General features: G+C 66.9%; 17 protein-coding genes and 1 riboswitch. Of the genes, 10 read left to right on the forward strand and 7 right to left on the reverse strand.

Annotated features, from left to right (window positions below):
• Positions 1-30 precede the first annotated feature (30 nt).
• The 5 genes from IB255_RS08025 to IB255_RS08040 form a co-directional block, all read right to left on the reverse strand.
• A complete protein-coding gene (locus tag IB255_RS08025; RefSeq protein WP_192210033.1) occupies positions 31-405 on the reverse strand; it encodes a 5-carboxymethyl-2-hydroxymuconate Delta-isomerase in 375 nt (124 codons plus the stop codon).
• Between the two features lie 366 nt (positions 406-771).
• Positions 772-2,682, reverse strand: coding sequence for a M48 family metallopeptidase (locus tag IB255_RS08030; RefSeq protein WP_192210034.1), 1,911 nt, complete (start codon positions 2,680-2,682; stop codon positions 772-774).
• Between the two features lie 21 nt (positions 2,683-2,703).
• Positions 2,704-3,300, reverse strand: coding sequence for a LemA family protein (locus tag IB255_RS08035; protein WP_138212478.1), 597 nt, complete (start codon positions 3,298-3,300; stop codon positions 2,704-2,706).
• A gap of 34 nt (positions 3,301-3,334) precedes the next feature.
• Positions 3,335-3,466 carry a hypothetical protein gene (locus IB255_RS30925; protein ID WP_263866017.1) on the reverse strand — a complete coding sequence of 44 codons (132 nt, stop codon included), beginning with the start codon at positions 3,464-3,466 and terminating at the stop codon, positions 3,335-3,337.
• A 37-nt stretch (positions 3,467-3,503) separates the two neighbouring features.
• A complete protein-coding gene (locus tag IB255_RS08040; protein ID WP_081517662.1) occupies positions 3,504-4,052 on the reverse strand; it encodes a cysteine hydrolase family protein in 549 nt (182 codons plus the stop codon).
• A 109-nt stretch (positions 4,053-4,161) separates the two neighbouring features.
• Between IB255_RS08040 and IB255_RS08045 the strand changes: the two genes are divergently transcribed.
• Positions 4,162-5,160 carry a GlxA family transcriptional regulator gene (locus IB255_RS08045; protein WP_192210035.1) on the forward strand — a complete coding sequence of 333 codons (999 nt, stop codon included), beginning with the start codon at positions 4,162-4,164 and terminating at the stop codon, positions 5,158-5,160.
• On the opposite strand, the gene IB255_RS08050 is transcribed toward IB255_RS08045, so the two are convergent.
• Entirely contained in the window at positions 5,150-5,455 is a 306-nt protein-coding gene (locus tag IB255_RS08050) for a DUF3303 domain-containing protein (RefSeq protein WP_081517664.1), read from the reverse strand. The genes IB255_RS08045 and IB255_RS08050 overlap by 11 nt on opposite strands.
• A gap of 191 nt (positions 5,456-5,646) precedes the next feature.
• A complete protein-coding gene (locus IB255_RS08055) occupies positions 5,647-6,015 on the reverse strand; it encodes a cupin domain-containing protein (protein ID WP_081517665.1) in 369 nt (122 codons plus the stop codon).
• A gap of 173 nt (positions 6,016-6,188) precedes the next feature.
• Between IB255_RS08055 and IB255_RS08060 the strand changes: the two genes are divergently transcribed.
• The 9 genes from IB255_RS08060 to IB255_RS08100 all read left to right on the forward strand — a co-directional run bounded on the left by IB255_RS08060 (position 6,189) and on the right by IB255_RS08100 (position 14,539).
• On the forward strand, positions 6,189-6,617 hold the full coding sequence (locus IB255_RS08060; protein ID WP_081517666.1) for a VOC family protein: 429 nt from the start codon (positions 6,189-6,191) through the stop codon (positions 6,615-6,617).
• Positions 6,618-6,690: 73 nt separating this feature from the next.
• Positions 6,691-6,898, forward strand: a riboswitch (cobalamin riboswitch).
• Between the two features lie 159 nt (positions 6,899-7,057).
• A complete protein-coding gene (locus tag IB255_RS08065; protein WP_225594783.1) occupies positions 7,058-8,947 on the forward strand; it encodes a TonB-dependent receptor plug domain-containing protein in 1,890 nt (629 codons plus the stop codon).
• The gene (locus IB255_RS08070; RefSeq protein ID WP_192210037.1) at positions 8,947-9,651 is read left to right on the forward strand and encodes a (2Fe-2S) ferredoxin domain-containing protein; all 705 of its coding nucleotides are present in this window, start codon (positions 8,947-8,949) and stop codon (positions 9,649-9,651) included. The genes IB255_RS08065 and IB255_RS08070 overlap by 1 nt, the downstream gene beginning before the upstream one ends.
• Positions 9,652-9,722: 71 nt before the next feature.
• A complete protein-coding gene (locus IB255_RS08075; protein ID WP_192210038.1) occupies positions 9,723-10,616 on the forward strand; it encodes an ABC transporter substrate-binding protein in 894 nt (297 codons plus the stop codon).
• A 91-nt stretch (positions 10,617-10,707) separates the two neighbouring features.
• Complete coding sequence (ddlA, locus tag IB255_RS08080) at positions 10,708-11,802, forward strand: D-alanine--D-alanine ligase (RefSeq protein ID WP_192210039.1); 1,095 nt, start codon at positions 10,708-10,710, stop codon at positions 11,800-11,802.
• Between the two features lie 102 nt (positions 11,803-11,904).
• Positions 11,905-12,729, forward strand: a complete 825-nt coding sequence (locus IB255_RS08085; protein ID WP_192210040.1) for an aldo/keto reductase — start codon at positions 11,905-11,907, stop codon at positions 12,727-12,729.
• A gap of 90 nt (positions 12,730-12,819) precedes the next feature.
• On the forward strand, positions 12,820-13,191 hold the full coding sequence (locus IB255_RS08090; protein ID WP_081517671.1) for a nuclear transport factor 2 family protein: 372 nt from the start codon (positions 12,820-12,822) through the stop codon (positions 13,189-13,191).
• Position 13,192: 1 nt separating this feature from the next.
• On the forward strand, positions 13,193-14,014 hold the full coding sequence (locus IB255_RS08095; protein ID WP_081517672.1) for a class I SAM-dependent methyltransferase: 822 nt from the start codon (positions 13,193-13,195) through the stop codon (positions 14,012-14,014).
• Between the two features lie 69 nt (positions 14,015-14,083).
• Complete coding sequence (locus IB255_RS08100) at positions 14,084-14,539, forward strand: DUF3237 domain-containing protein (protein WP_081517673.1); 456 nt, start codon at positions 14,084-14,086, stop codon at positions 14,537-14,539.
• Positions 14,540-14,551 lie beyond the last annotated feature (12 nt).

Consider the following 14,551-nt stretch of genomic DNA (forward strand, 5'->3'; position numbering starts at 1 on the left):
TCTGCGGAGGCCCTTTTTTTTCGTGCCGAATCAGGCGCTGGGCAGGCTGCCGGCCATGCGGGTCAGGCTGCGGTCGAACTCGGTGATCTCCAGTTGCAGGCCGACGGGGCGTTTTTCGATGAGCGCGGCGAGGGTCTGCTCGGCGGTGGCGAACAGCGTGTCGACGATGCGCTGGCGCAACTCCTCCGGGCGGCCGGGGGCGATGCGGACCTGGATATTGATGAAGGCTTCGTTCTTAGTGTTCGCGCCCACCTGGTATTCCCCGATGGCGCGGGCGAAGGTGCGCAGGCCGTTGACGGGGAACACACCGAGACTCTGCGCGGCTTCGTGGAGCTTCTGTGGAAGGCCGAGTGGCGTGAGGTCGTCGGTGAGGTTGGCGGTGTAGTCGATGGCGATGTGGGGCATGGGGAATATCCGGCATCCGTGATGCTGGTCATCCTAGGGAGATGAGGTTACGGCGGATATGCGGGTGACTACGTATCCGATGGTGCTGATCTGCAGAAACGCCCGCGCGCGATTGGCGTTTTCATCCAAATCGAACTTACGGGTGAAGTACCAACGTAGGATGGGTGGAGCTTGCGATACCCATGCTGCTTCGGTGCGCGGTAAGCGATGGGTATCGCTGCGCTCCACACCATCCTACAAAGCAGTTTTCCTGCATCCGCCGCAGAGGGCGGCAAGATCGTAGGGCGGAAAACGCGCCAGCGTTATCCGCCGTCATGGTATCGGCGGATAACCCGTTCCGGGTTATGCGCCCTGCGTGCTGGAACCTCAGGCCGCCAGCAACGGCGGCATCGGGCAATCTAGGATATCCGCCACCGCGCGCATCAGTTCCGCCTCGCCGGTGCTGATGCGCCCGTCGTGTTCGATGCAGCGCGCCAGCGCCTTGAGCAGTTGCGGCTTCTGCAGCGGCCTGAGTTGCTCCAGTTTCTTCAGGGCGCCTTCCAGGTCGCGCAGGCTGCCTTCCGCCGGCATGGGACGAGGCGGGAAGGGTAGACCGTTCCAGGCATCGGAGAATGCCTGTGCGGTTTCCGCATCGCTGGTTTCAGCGACGCGGGCGAGGAAGGCCAGCAGCGTCGCGGACTCTTCGGCAAGCTCCGCCAGCGCCACATTGCCGATCTTCCCGCTGCCCGGTCGCAGGTTGCGTTCGACGATGCGCAGCAGGGTCCACTCCAGCAGTTTCACCTTGCCGTCCAGCTTGATCAGCAGCGCCATGTTCTCGCGCAGGGCGAGGAAGGCCATGGCGTCCAGCTGCTTGAGTGCCGGCATCGCCAGGTCCAGCAAGGGCAGGCGCTGGCCGGGGTCGAGCCGCAGCAACGACTCTTCCAGCAGGTCCAGTTGCAGCGCCAGGCTCAGGTTCAGGCGCTGCTTGATTGCTTCCAGTTGGCGCGCACGCAGGCCGGGTTCGTTGTCCAGCAGCAGGCCGTAGATCAGTGCCTCGGCACCTTCGCTGTCATGGGCGGCGCGCTGCAGGCGCTCATCCAGACGTTGCAGGGTGCTGCGCGCTTCCAGCAGGTGCGCGGCAGTCGGCGCGCCCACGGCAGTCACGGCCATTTCCACGGCGCTGGGCTGGTAAGGCTGGCCGGTGACGGCGGCAGTCCAGGCCTCCTGGTTCATCAGCGCCACGTCCAGGCGCGGCTCGAATTTCGGGTAGCGGCCATCCCAGCCCGGATCGACGCGGCGGATGCGATCCTTCAGCGGTGGGTGGGTGTCGAACCAGCTGCTGCCCACGCCGTCGCCGAAGTACATGTGGCTGAACTCGGCCGCGCGTGGCGCACTGAGCAGGGCGCCCAGCGGGTTGCCGCCGATCTTCTTGAGCGCGCCGGCGATGGTCGAGGGATCGCGGGTGAACTGCACCGCCGAGGCGTCGGCCAGGTACTCGCGCTGGCGGCTCACCGACGCCTTGATCAGCTGGCCGAAGAAGGTGCCGACATAGCCCAGCACATAGAGCACCACGCCGGCGCCGATCACCAGCAACACCACGCTGCCGCCGCCGTTCTTGTCGTTGCTGCTGCTCCGGCTGCTGACCCGGATGCCGGTGCTGGTTTCGCTCCAGCCGCGCAGCAGCATCCCGCCGATCAGGCCGAGCAGGAGCATGCCGTGGAGCAGGGCGGTCAGCCGCGTGTTGAGCAGCATGTCACCGTGGTGGATATGGCTGAACTCGTGGGCGATCACGCCCTGCAGTTCGTTGCGGTCGAGCTGCTCGATGGCGCCACGGGTGATGCCGATCACCGCGTCGCGTGGCGTCAGCCCGGCGGCGAAGGCGTTGATCGAGCCATCTTCCAGCACGTACACCGGCGGCACTGGCGAGCCAGAGGCGAGTGCCATTTCCTCGACGACGTTGAGCAGACGGCGCTCATCGGCGTTGCCGGCGCTGAGGTTGAGCAGGCGACCGCCGAGACTCTCGGCCACCACCTTGCCGCCTGCGCTCAACTGCACCTGCTTGTACAGCGCGCCGAGCACGACCACACCGATGATCACGGCGGCCACCGACAGGTACAGCTCCGGGTCGGGCAGGGAGGCGCGGGAGGTCAGGTGCAGCGCCGGCTCACCCAGGTGACGCCAGAGCCAGCCCAGGGCGAAGCTGGTGATGGTGACCAGGCAGACCACCGCGACGGTCAGCAGCAGGACCAGGCGCCCGGTCTGCTTGCGGGCGCGGTCCTGGTGTTCGAAGAAGTTCATCGCGCGTCCTGCGCCAGGGTTTTAGAAGGCGACCTTCGGCGCGGCCTGGATGGCCTTGCTGTCCTCGAACTCCAGCAGGCTGGCGTCCTTGCTGTGGCCGTAGGTGGTGGCCAGGAAGTTGGCGGGGAACGACTGGCGGTAGGTGTTGTACTCCATCACCGCATCGTTGTAGGCCTGGCGGGCGAAGGCGACCTTGTTCTCGGTGCTCGACAGCTCCTCGCTGACCTGCTGCAGGTTCTGCGAGGCCTTGAGGTCCGGGTAGGCTTCCAGGGTCACGTTCAGGCGACCCATGGCACCGCCCAGGGCGTTCTCGGCGGCGGCCAGTTGCGCCATGCGGCCGGCGTCGCCGGGTTGTTCGGAAGCGGCTTTCAGACCGGCCACCGCCGCGTTACGGGCGGCAATCACCGCTTCCAGGGTCTCGCGTTCGTGCTTGAGGTAGGCCTTGGCGGTTTCCACCAGATTGGGGATCAGGTCGTAGCGGCGCTTGAGCTGCACCTCGATCTGCGCGAAGGCGTTCTGGTAGCGGTTGCGCAGCGCCACCAGGCGGTTGAACACGCTGATCAGCAGGAAGATGACGCCAGCGATGATGGCGAGGGTGATGATCGAGGAAACGCTCATGGGATGTCCTTATCGGCAGGCGATCGAGCGTCGATCATAGCGGAAAGCCAGCAAAGCGGGCCTTATCCTTTTCCCGATACTTTGGGCTGATCGTGCTTTTGTTCTGAGCGAGCACGGCCTGCCTGGTGTCCCTGTAGGTGCGCGCCATGCGCGCGATCGCGGGCATGGCCCGCTCCTACAGGAGAGTCACCTGTCTCAGCAAATCAGCGATTCAGGTACTCGGCGGTGGACACCACCTCGGCGTAGGCGAAAGCCAGGGACGCCATGTAGGACGCGTGTACCTGGGCTGCCGGAACCTTCACGCCATTGAACTCCAGGTCCAGGGTGGCGCAGGCGTCGTGCAGCACGGTCACCGGGTAGCCGAAGTCGGCGGCGGCGCGCACTGCGCCATCCACGCACATGTGGCTCATGTGGCCGACCACCACCAGCGATTCCACGCCGTGCTGGTCGAGGATGGCCTTCAGGTCGGTGTCGCGGAACGAGTTGACGAAGTGCTTGAGCACCACCGGCTCGCCGGGCAGATTGGCGACCTTTGCGTGGATCTTCGCGCCGTCGCTGCCGGGGGCGAAGAACGGAGCATCGGCGCTTTCGAATTCGTGGCGCACGTGCACCACCAGATCACCGCGCTCGCGGAAGGCGGCCAGTACCTTGGCAGCCTGGTCGGCGGCGGCTTCGATGCCGACCAGTGGCCACTTGCCGGAAGGGAAGTAGTCGTTCTGGATATCCACTAGGATGAGCGCTTGCTTGGCCATTTCCGAAGTCCTTCTTGAACGTTGAGTGGTGAGGAAGTGGGACCAGTATGGTTCGCCGCGCGCCGCGTGGGGATCAGGCGGAACGACAATAACCGGGGGAAAACTGACAATGGTTGCGGAACGGAGCGTCGTCGAGATCGGGTTGCTGCTCTATCCCGGTGTGCAGACGGCGGCGCTGCATGGGCTCACCGACCTGTTCGCGGTGGCCGAGCGCATCGCCGGCGAAGAAGCCGCGCAGCAATTGCCGGCGCTGCGGGTCAGCCACTGGTCCGGTGAGGACGGTGGCGAGCTCCGGCGCGTATTTGACACCCACCCCGGTGCGGATAGCCGGCTGGTCGCCGTGCTGGTGCCGCCGTCGTTGTTCGGTCTGCCCGACGCCGCGCCGCTACGCAACCTCACCGACTGGCTCGCAGCGCGCCATGGCGAGGGCGCCATCGTCGGCTCAGTTTGCATTGGCGGATTGCTGGTGGCCGAGGCCGGGCTGCTCGACGGGCGTAGCGCCACCGCCCACTGGAGTGGCGCCGAGGCCTTCGCCGCACGCTTCCCGCGCGTGCGCCTGGAAGCGCACAAACCGATGGTGGACGACGGCGACCTGATCACCTCCGCCGGGCTGATGGCCTGGTCGGAGCTGGGCCTGCGCATCGTCGACCGCCTGCTCGGCCCTAGCATCGCCAACCGCACCGCGCGCTTCCTGGTGGTGGAGCACAGCGACAGCGCCCAGCAATGCGGCAGCAATTTCGCGCCGCTGCTGGGCCACGGCGACGCCGCCATCCTCAAGGTGCAGCACTGGCTGCAGGGCAATGGCGCGGTAGACGTCAGCCTCGCCGCCATGGCCGCCCAGGCCGGGCTGGAGGAGCGCACCTTCCTGCGCCGCTTCCGCGCCGCCACCGGGCTCAAACCCACCGAGTACTGCCAGCACCTGCGGGTGGGCAAGGCGCGCGAACTGCTGGAGTTCACCAACGGCACCGTGGACCATATCGCCTACACGGTCGGCTACCTCGATCCGGGCTCGTTCCGTAGCACCTTCCGCAAGATCACCGGGATGGCGCCGAGCGATTACCGCAAGCGCTTCGGGGCCAAGCCAGCCGAGGTCCTGCTCAGGGACTGACCGATGGGTTGTCCGCCGCCTGCTGCAGCATCTGCGTGAGCAGCGGTGCATATTCCGCGTCGGTCATGGCCGGGTGCACCTGCAGGTGCATCAGGTCGGTCCACTGCAGCATCCAGCGCTGCACATCGAGCGGGTTCTCGGCCTCCGCGAGGCCGAAACCGAGCATGTGGCCCATGGCGTGCCAGCGGCCGACCAGCTTCACGCCGGGCGGCGGCAGGCCGCCGGTCTTGAGGAACCGTTGAATGATCCTGTCGCGGTTCTCGATGGGGATGGTCCAGTTCACCAGATAGAGCATGTCGCACCTCCGGCCCGGCTCCGGGCTTCGATGGACGCGGACCCGAACCGGCGACGCCGCCAGAGCCGCGCCGGTGTATCCCAGGCGTGACAGCCTCCGGCTGGGAGCGGCGTTCTCCCGACAGGCATAGCAGCACCCAGCGAAGCGGGAGAGGCCGCTGATCGGCGGTCACCAGGGCAGGTGATCGACGGTCACACCCAGCGATCATTCTCCGCCGTGCGATCGCCGCCCTGGTCGCCGGTGTTCAGCACGCCGCGCGGTTCGATAAGCATCAGCTGCACCTCATGCTCGGCATAGGGTTTGTGCTCCACCCCACGGGGTACCACGTAAAGCTCGCCGGCGCGCAGGGTCAGCGGGCCGTCGCGGAAGTCGATGCGCAGCTCGCCGTCCAGCACGATGAAAGTCTCGTCGGTGTCGGCGTGGCTGTGCCAGACGAAGTCGCCCTGCAGCTTCACCACCTTGAGCTGGTAGTCGTTCATCTCGGCGATCACCCGTGGTTGCCAGGTTTCGCTGATGCGGCCGAGCTTGTCCTGCAGGTTGATCGGTTGGCGTTGGGTCACGGTGGTTGTCTCCTTGGGATCGGTCTGCCCAAACTACTGCCGGCCCCTGGAGCGGTCTTGCAGGAACTTGCGCTTCGGTGTCGCTGTTGCTGCTGGTCGCCATGCCGTAGCGGGGAGCGAAAAGCGGGCGACTATGCTCAGAGCATCGCGCTCGTTCTGCTCCGGAGACCGCCATGTCCACGCCCGTTCCCATCGCCCGCCCCAGCGTCATTCCCTGCCTGCGCTACCGCGATGCGCCCCAGGCCATCGACTGGCTGTGCGCCACCTTCGGATTCCAGCGGCAACTGGTGGTCGCCGATGACCACGGCGGCATTGCCCACGCACAGCTGGCGCTGGCCGACAGCAGCGGGCTGGTGATGCTCGGGTCGCTGCATGACAACGAGTACGGCCGGCTGATGCGCCAGCCCGACGAGATCGGTGGCTGTACCCAGAGTATCTACGTGGTGGTGAAGGACGCCGAAGCGCTGTATCGCGCAGCAGTCGAGGCCGGCGCGCAGATCGTCATCGACATCAAGGACGAGGACTACGGCGGCCAGGGCTTCACCTGCCGTGATCCGGAAGGGCACATCTGGAGTTTCGGCACCTACGATCCCTGGCACTGATTTCGCGCTTTTGCGCCGCGTCCGCAACATCCTGCCCAACCCCCGCGCTTGACGCTTTCGTCCGCCAGGTGTTCAGATTCGCCCCGTTTCAGGTGCCCCCCGCCGCCGTGCGTGGGGTGAAACGGGAAGCCGGTGCGTCGCCCTCGTGCGATCAGTCCGGCGCTGCCCCCGCAACGGTAAGCGAGCGGAGCGTCCACTAAGCCACTGTGCTCAGGCATGGGAAGGCGGATGTTCCATGACCCTCGCAAGCCCGGAGACCGGCCTGGAACCTGTTTGGCAAACCCGCGGTGGGCGGGCGTGAGCCGGTTCCCGGGGCGCGCTCGTTCCGGGTGTCGCTGCGCCGCCTGCGAAATCCCGATTTCGAGGCGATCACCTTGCAACATTCTTCGTTCCTGAACCGGCGCGCCCTGCGCTGGACTCCCGTTCTCCCCCTCTATGTCCTGGGTGCGCACCTGTCGGCGGCGCCGCTCGACCTGGCCGATGAAGTCGTCGGCGGCCCTTCCGTGGAGTCCACCACCGTGGCCGACATGGCCCGCTACGGCAGCAAGCTGGAGGTCATCGACCGCCAGCAGATCGAACGCGCCGGCCCCAGCGCCGACATCACCCGTGTGCTGCAGATGTATGTGCCCGGCCTGTTCGTCGCGCCGAAGAATGGCCCGTTCGACTACGGCACCTACTCGCTGCTCGGCGGGCGCAACGACGACACATTGATCCTGCTGGACGGCGTGCGCCTGAACAACCGCCTCTACGGCGGCATCTACATCGACACCCTGCCGACCACCGCGGTGGAGCGCATCGAAGTGCTCAAGGGCGGCCAGGGCCTGCTGTTCGGCACCCAGGCGGTGTCCGGGGTGATCAATATCGTCACCCGCAGCGCGCGCAGCCGCGAAGCATCCGGCGAGGTGAACCTCGGCCTGGACACCTTCAAGGGCCGCAGTGGTGATGCCCGCGCCGAGAAAATCGTGCAGAACGGCCTGGGCGACCTCGGCCTGATGGCCTACGTCAGCCACAACCGCTCCGACGGCTACCAGCCCTACCGCGACCGCGACATGACCGACACGGTGAGCGACAAGCGCCGCTCCTACGACGTCAACGTGTTCGGCGCCAAGGCCATCCAGGCCATCGGCGATGCCTCGCGCCTGGAGCTGTTCTCCCAGTACGCCGACGCCGAGCTGGACTTCGCCCGGCCGACCTCCAACCACCACACCAGCAACAACCGCGTGCAGCAGATCGCCACGGCGACTTTCCAGCAGAGCGTCAGCGAGGACTTCAGCTGGTTCGCCAAGACCCATATCAACGACTGGGACACCCGCTACGACCGCGTCTACAACCTGCAGGGCGGCGGTACCCAGGTACTCAACCACAACGACTACTGGGGCTTCACCGACTGGGGCGCGCAGCTCGAAGGCAAGGCGAAGCTGGCGGGCGGCCACGAACTGGTCCTGGGCAACGACAACCAGTGGTACAAGGGCCAGGACGATGTGCTGATCATCGACAACGACAAGGCCGAGTCCCACGCGCTCTACGCCCAGCTGCGGCCGAACATCGAGGCGCTGCCCGACTGGCACCCGAGCCTGGGCGTGCGCCGCGAGGAAATCTCCGGCGGTGAAGGCGCCACCGTGTGGATGCTGACCTCGCTTTACGACCTCACGCAGCAGCTCAAGCTGCGCGGCCAGTTCGGCACCGCCTTCAAGCTGCCCACCGCCGAGCAGTTGTTCGTCAACGAGCCGGGCGATGAAGTCGGCAACCGCGACCTCAAGCCCGAGCGCAGCCGCAACGCCGAGCTGGGCCTGGACTACACCGGCGAGCTGTTCGAGCAGCCGTGGAGCGGCAGCGTCACGCTGTTCCGCCGCGAGATCACCGATCTCATCACCCTCGCGGGCGACCAGTGGGTGAACGGCAATGGCGAGATCACCGTGCGTGGCGTGGAAGCCAACGGCCAGTGGCAGTTCGGGCGGCACTGGCAGCTTTCTGCGGACGCCACGCGCAACCTCGTGGACAGCCGCGAAGGCGTGACGGTGAACAACATCCCGCACTTCTTCGCCCGCCTGCGCCTGGGCTATGACGACAGCCTCTGGGGCGCGGGCCTTGCCACCCGCTATGTCGGTTCCATCGTCAGTGCCCAGGATGACGACTACGGCCACTACAGCGTGCTCGATGGCGACGCCTACCGCTACCTCGACGCCGCCCACGCGCACCGCCTGAGTCTGCTGCTGGAGAACCTGCTGGACCGCGACTACGCCACCGGTCGCACCAGCAACGGCATCCGCCAGGTGGACAACCTCGGCCGGCCGCGTACCGCCGAGCTGCGCTACACCTTCAGCTTCTGATGAAGGCCATCCTGCTGGTCGGCCCGCTCGCCGGAGCCCAGGGCGAGCGCCTGCACCGCGAGGTGTCGGCGCGCCTCGCCGGTGTCGAATGCATCGATACCGGCGAGGGTTTCGATTCGCTCTGGGGGCGGGTGCGCGCGCTGTTGGCGGAGGCGCGGGAGCTGTTGCTGGTCGACCTTGAACCGACCGCTGACGGTGCCTACCTCGACTGGTTGCGTGCCGAGCTGGCCGCGCTGTCGGAAGATCATCCGCAGGCGCCGCCGCCGAAAGTCACCGCGTCGGCGCTCGGCCGGCGCGGGCTGGACGCGGCGGCGGTGCTGGCGGCGATTGGTGACCCGGCGCAACAGCTGGACTGTCAGGGTGTCGGTGAAGTGCCGTCGCAGCCGGACTGGTCCGCGCCGCCGCCGCACCGGCATCACCTGTTCCTCTGCACCGGGCCGCGCTGCGTGCGGCGTGGTGCGCTGCCGTTGTGGAAGACCCTGCGTCGCGAGCTGATCCGCCACGATCTCCATGAGAACGCCGAGGGCGCTCTGCTGACGCGCACCGGCTGCCAGTTCCCGTGCAATCGCGGGCCGTTGCTGACGGTCTATCCCGAGCGCGTCTGGTATGGCCTGCGCAGTGACGAGCAGGTGCGCCGAGTGGTGGCGGAGCATTTGCGCGATGGCGTGCCGGTGGCGGAGCTGCGGGTGGATGCTGAGACATGAAGGGAGGATGGTTTTTTGTAGGAGCGGGCCATGCCCGCGATCGCGCGCATGGCGCGCTCCTACAGGTGTTGATGTTACTCGCGTTGATTCTGGGGGCGAGAAATGCCTTCGCACAGGACTACCGCAACTGCGCCCAGACCTGGCGCATCGACCACCCGCCTCAACGCATCCTCGCCCTCAACCAGCACGCCGCCGACCTGCTGCTGGCGCTGGGCGCCGGGGAGCGGCTGATCGGCGTGGCCTACATCGATGACGATCTCGACCTGACCAAAGGAAGCTATCGGGGGGTGCCGCTGCTATCGCGCCAGTACCCGTCGGCGGAAGCGGTCTACGCGCAGCGCCCGGACCTGGTGGTGGCCGGGTTTGCCTCGGCCTTCCGGCTGGGCAACCTCTCCCGCGAGGAACTGGCCGGCCATGGCGTCGCCAGTTACCTGCTGGATGCCGGTTGCGGGGTTTGGCAGGACGATCTGTTCGCCGGTGTCGAGGCGGACCTGACGACACTGGGGGGCCTGCTCGGCGAGCAGCAGCGGGCCCAGAAGCTGATCCGCCAGCAACACGCCGAACTGGCCAAGGCACGCCGCCATTTCTCCGGGAACAAACCGCTGGAAGTCTTCTACCTCGACAGCGTCAGTAATGGCCTGGAGAGCCAGGGGCGGCGCGGCGTGGTCACCCAGTTGCTGCACGCTGCCGGCGCGCACAACCTGTTCGGGGATGTCGACCTGGGAGGCTTTACCGCCAACACCGAACAACTGCTGGCGCGCGACCCGGATGTGATCCTGCTGGCCGATGCGCTTTGGTCCACGGCCGATCAGAAGGTCCGAGCGCTGCGCGCGGACCCGGTGCTCTCGCGCCTGCGCGCCGTGCGCGAAGGGCGCTTCGTGGCCTTGCCTTTCACCCACCTGTTCCCCGGCGTGCACAGCGGCCAGGCCGCGCGCGAGCTGGCGCAGGCGCTGGGTCAGCTCTGAGCAGAGCGTCCCGTCTGTTCGCCGGCCACTGTTCCTACCCAAGTGCCGGAGCCCGTGTTAGAAAACGCCCATCGTTCATTCGGAGGCTGTCATGGGCAAGTTGCGTGTTGGGGTGATTTTCGGTGGGCGTTCGGCGGAGCACGAGGTGTCCCTGCAATCGGCGAAGAATATTGTCGATGCCCTGGATCGCGAGCGCTTCGAACCGGTGCTGGTGGGCATCGACAAGGAGGGCCGCTGGCACCTCAACGATGCCTCCGACTACCTGCTCAACCAGGAAAACCCGGCGTTGATTGCCCTCAACCGCTCCAACCGCGAGCTGGCCGTGGTGCCGGGCAAGGCCGAGCAGCAACTGGTGGAAACCGGCAGCCGCCAGTTGCTCGACCACGTCGACGTGATCTTCCCCATCGTCCACGGTACCCAGGGCGAAGACGGTTGCCTGCAGGGCCTGCTGCGCATGGCCGACATCCCCTTCGTCGGCTCCGACGTGCTGGGCTCGGCCATCTGCATGGACAAGGACGTGAGCAAGCGCCTGCTGCGCGACGCCGGCATCGCCATCACACCGTTCGTCACCCTGACCCGCGCCAACGCCGCGCGTACGCCTTTCGCCGAGGCGCAGCGCAAGCTCGGCCTGCCGCTGTTCATCAAGCCGGCGAACATGGGCTCCTCGGTGGGCGTGAGCAAGGTCGAGGACGAGGCCGCCTACGATGAAGCCGTGCGCCTGGCGCTGGCCTTCGACGACAAGGTGCTGGTGGAGTCCGCCGTGAAGGGCCGCGAGATCGAGTGCGCGGTACTGGGCAACGAGCAGCCCATCGCCAGTGGCTGCGGCGAGATCGTCGTGGGCAGCGGCTTCTACTCCTACGACAGCAAGTACATCGACGAGGACGCGGCCAAGGTCGTGGTGCCGGCGGACATTCCCGCACAGGCCAGCGAGCGCATCCGCCAGCTCGCCGTGGACGCCTTCCTGACGCTGGAGTGCTCCGGTCTGGCGCGGGTCGACGTGTTCCTCACCGAGACTGGCGAGGTGCTGATCAACGAGCTGAACTCGCTACCCGGCTTCACCCGCATCAGCATGTACCCCAAGCTCTGGCAGGCCGCCGGGATGACCTACAGCGAGCTGGTCAGCCGGCTGATCGACCTGGCCATCGAGCGCCACGTCGCCCGCCGCAACCTGCAGACCAACCGCTGATCCACAGCCTGGCTCCTGCTTCTGCGCTACCCTGTGTGCCCGTCGCCCGGTTTCGGGCGGCTGGCCCCGTGTCCCCATTACCAGCGCAACAAGGAGCACGAGATGAACACCGTGGTATTCGCCGACGGCACCGCCGTTCCCGCCATCGGCCAGGGCACCTGGCGCATGGGCGAGGACAGCTTCCAGCGCAAGCGCGAGATTGCCGCCCTGCGTGAAGGCATCGAGCGCGGTCTGACCCTGATCGACACCGCCGAGATGTACGCCGAGGGTGGCTCGGAAGAGGTGGTCGGCGAGGCGCTGACCGGCCTGCGCGACCAGGTCTTCCTGGTCAGCAAGGTCTACCCGCACAACGCCAGCCGGCGCGGCATCCCCGAGGCCTGCGAACGCAGCCTGCGGCGCCTGGGCACCGATTGCCTGGACCTCTACCTGCTGCACTGGCGCGGCCAGTATCCGCTGGAGGAAACCGTCGAAGCCTTCGAGCGCCTGCGTGAGGCCGGCAAGATCAAGCGCTGGGGCGTCTCCAACTTCGACCTCGACGACCTGCAGGAACTGAACGAACCGGCCTGCGCCACCAACCAGGTGCAGTACAGCCTGGAGGAGCGCGGCATCGAGTGGGACCTGCTGCCCTGGTGCCAGGAAGAGCGCATGCCGCTGATGGCCTACTGCCCGGTGGGGCAGGGCGGCAAGTTGCTGCGCCACCGCGTGCTGGGCGAAATCGCCGGCCGCCACGATGCCACCCCGGCCCGCGTGGCGCTGGCCTGGCTGATCCACCAGCCGGGTGTGATTGCCATTCCCAAGGCGGTGGAGCCGTTGCACGTGCGCGACAACGCCGCCGCGCTGCAACTGCGTCTGACCCCCGAGGACCTCGAAGCCCTCGACGCCGCCTTCCCGCCGCCGACCCGCAAGCGGCACCTGGCGGTGGTCTGACGCCGGAGCCCCGGTCGTCGCTCGCCAGGGCACGGCCGGGGTGCGGTGCTAGCCTTGCCCCATGGTCACCGACCGGGGAGGGCTGCAGCGATGAGCAACTACACGGCGGACAGCGCCGCCATCAACCGCGTACTGACGGACTACGTCGAGGGCATGACCTTCGGTGACGAGTCGCGCCTGCGCCTGGCGTTCCATCCGTCCTGCAAGATCATCGGCAACTACCACGGCGCGCTGGAGTGGGCGTCGCTGGACGAGTTCATCGGCGCGATCAAGGCCGAGTCGCCGCCCTCCGAAGGTGCCCCCCCGCCCTGGGAGCTGAAATCGCTGGATATCACCGGCGACAGCGCGGTAGCCAAGGTTACCGACGAGTTCCTCGGCATGCATTTCACCGACTACCTCTCCCTGCTGCGCCTCGGCAACGGTTGGCAGATCATCAACAAGCTCTACTACCTGCACGAATGACGTGGAACGCATCACCCTGCGCGGCACCCCGGAAACCCTGCTGATCACGCTGTACGCCAAGGCGAAGGAGAGCGAGCTGCCCGATAGCCTGCTGCGTGACCGTTTCTCGCGGCAGGCAGTGGAGCAGATCGACTACGACTTCGCCCGCCTGCGCATCGGCCGTGCCGAGCAGGTGGGCATCGCCCTGCGGGCGCGGCTGTTCGATGACTGGGTGCGCGACTTCCTGGCGCGGCATCCGGCCTGCGTGGTCCTGCAACTGGGCTGCGGGCTGGACAGCCGGGTGTTGCGCATCGACCCGCCGTCTTCCGTGCAGTGGTTCGAGGTGGACTTCCCGGAAGTGATCGCCCTGCGCGAGCGCCTGTATCCGGCGCGGGAAAACTGCCACCTGCTGGCCAGCTCCCTGACTGCGCCGGACTGGTGGCGCGCGGTGCCGACCGGGCGACCGGTGCTGATGATCGCCGAGGGCGTGCTGCCCTATGTGGAAACTGAAGAGGTGTTCCGCCTGTTGACTGCGCTGACCGCGCGCTTCGGCCAGGGCGAGCTGCTGTTCGACGGCTACAGTCGCCTGGGCATCCGTCTGTTGCAGTGGAACCCGATGATCCGTCGCACCGGTGCCGTGCTGCACTGGGGCATCGACGAGCCGCAGGAGCTCGAACAACAGGTGCCGGCCCTGCGTTTCGTCGATGCCATCGCCGCCTACGACCGCGAGCAGATCGCCCGGCTGTCCCTGGGCATGCGCCTGCTCTACGAGATCACCCTGGCCATTCCGGCGATGCGCCGCATGGGCCGGCTGCTGCGCTATCGCTTCGGCCCAACGTCCTGAGCAGATGGCCGCACCGCGCCCCGGCTGCTTTACTGATGCGTCTACGACGACCTTGTTCAGGAGCTGGCGATGAAGCTCGAGCCGTTGATGGAAATGAACGTGAAGGCCAGTGTGCCGCTGGAGATCGGCCGCGTGCCGCAGGGCCAGCGGCTGATCTCGGCGGCCGGCGGTGGCACCTTCACAGGCCGACGCCTGAGCGGCGAGGTGCTGCCCGGCGGCGGCGACTGGATCCTGGTGGACAGTGACGGCGGCTGGCACCTGGAGGTGCGTCTGGTGCTGCGTACCGACGATGGTGCGCGTATTCTGATGCAGCACATTGGCCTTCTGGTGGCCAATCCGAAGATCATCCACGCGGTCTCGCGGGGTGACAGTACCGAGTTCGGCGATACTTATTTCATGATCCAGCCGCGCTTCGAGGTCGGCGACGACCGCTACCGCTGGCTCAACCACCAACTGGCGGTGGGCGAAGGACGGCTGGGGCCGGGGTGGGTGGAATACCGGTTGTTTTCATTGGCCAATGGGTGAGTCGATGACTTG

It is taken from the genome of Pseudomonas sp. PDM22, from assembly GCF_014851965.1.
Taxonomy (GTDB): Bacteria; Pseudomonadota; Gammaproteobacteria; order Pseudomonadales; family Pseudomonadaceae; genus Pseudomonas.

Coding starts and splice junctions, on each gene's coding strand:
- IB255_RS08045 (WP_192210035.1), top strand. CDS start 4,162: ATGGTTGCGGAACGGAGCGTCGTCGAGATCGGGTTGCTGCTCTATCCC.
- IB255_RS30925 (WP_263866017.1), bottom strand. CDS start 3,466: ATGCCCGCGATCGCGCGCATGGCGCGCACCTACAGGGACACCAGGCAG.
- IB255_RS08035 (WP_138212478.1), bottom strand. CDS start 3,300: ATGAGCGTTTCCTCGATCATCACCCTCGCCATCATCGCTGGCGTCATC.
- IB255_RS08060 (WP_081517666.1), top strand. CDS start 6,189: ATGTCCACGCCCGTTCCCATCGCCCGCCCCAGCGTCATTCCCTGCCTG.
- ddlA (WP_192210039.1), top strand. CDS start 10,708: ATGGGCAAGTTGCGTGTTGGGGTGATTTTCGGTGGGCGTTCGGCGGAG.
- IB255_RS08050 (WP_081517664.1), bottom strand. CDS start 5,455: ATGCTCTATCTGGTGAACTGGACCATCCCCATCGAGAACCGCGACAGG.
- IB255_RS08090 (WP_081517671.1), top strand. CDS start 12,820: ATGAGCAACTACACGGCGGACAGCGCCGCCATCAACCGCGTACTGACG.
- IB255_RS08070 (WP_192210037.1), top strand. CDS start 8,947: ATGAAGGCCATCCTGCTGGTCGGCCCGCTCGCCGGAGCCCAGGGCGAG.
- IB255_RS08025 (WP_192210033.1), bottom strand. CDS start 405: ATGCCCCACATCGCCATCGACTACACCGCCAACCTCACCGACGACCTC.
- IB255_RS08030 (WP_192210034.1), bottom strand. CDS start 2,682: ATGAACTTCTTCGAACACCAGGACCGCGCCCGCAAGCAGACCGGGCGC.
- IB255_RS08100 (WP_081517673.1), top strand. CDS start 14,084: ATGAAGCTCGAGCCGTTGATGGAAATGAACGTGAAGGCCAGTGTGCCG.
- IB255_RS08040 (WP_081517662.1), bottom strand. CDS start 4,052: ATGGCCAAGCAAGCGCTCATCCTAGTGGATATCCAGAACGACTACTTC.
- IB255_RS08085 (WP_192210040.1), top strand. CDS start 11,905: ATGAACACCGTGGTATTCGCCGACGGCACCGCCGTTCCCGCCATCGGC.
- IB255_RS08075 (WP_192210038.1), top strand. CDS start 9,723: ATGTTACTCGCGTTGATTCTGGGGGCGAGAAATGCCTTCGCACAGGAC.